This window comes from Roseibium sp. AWQ4_254, from assembly GCF_056161025.1.
Genome location: NZ_JBSWYH010000141.1, coordinates 1 through 204, shown reverse-complemented (window position 1 = coordinate 204; position 204 = coordinate 1). Strand labels below are relative to the sequence as shown.

The following is a 204-nucleotide window of genomic DNA, read 5'->3' as shown; positions in this document are numbered from 1 at the left end:
GAACCAGCTCCGACAAAACTCTCCTGCGAATAGGCCCCACGATCCCAGCCGCCCGTGCTGCCACCCGTTTTCTCAATCGCATTCGTTGCAAAATCACGACCCTGAGCCTCAGCCTCGCCGAACCCGCCCTGGCCATCGCCAAGACGTGTCCAGATCGAGCCATCTTCCGCAGACAGGATCGCATCTACAGCGCCGTCGCCGTCC

The 204-nt window shown here is 61.8% G+C and carries 1 protein-coding gene; it reads right to left on the bottom strand.

Annotated features, from left to right (window positions below):
* Nucleotides 1–204, bottom strand: a 204-nt coding sequence (locus ACXAIC_RS24950; RefSeq protein WP_475187166.1) for a hypothetical protein, incomplete at both ends; no start/stop codon positions are given.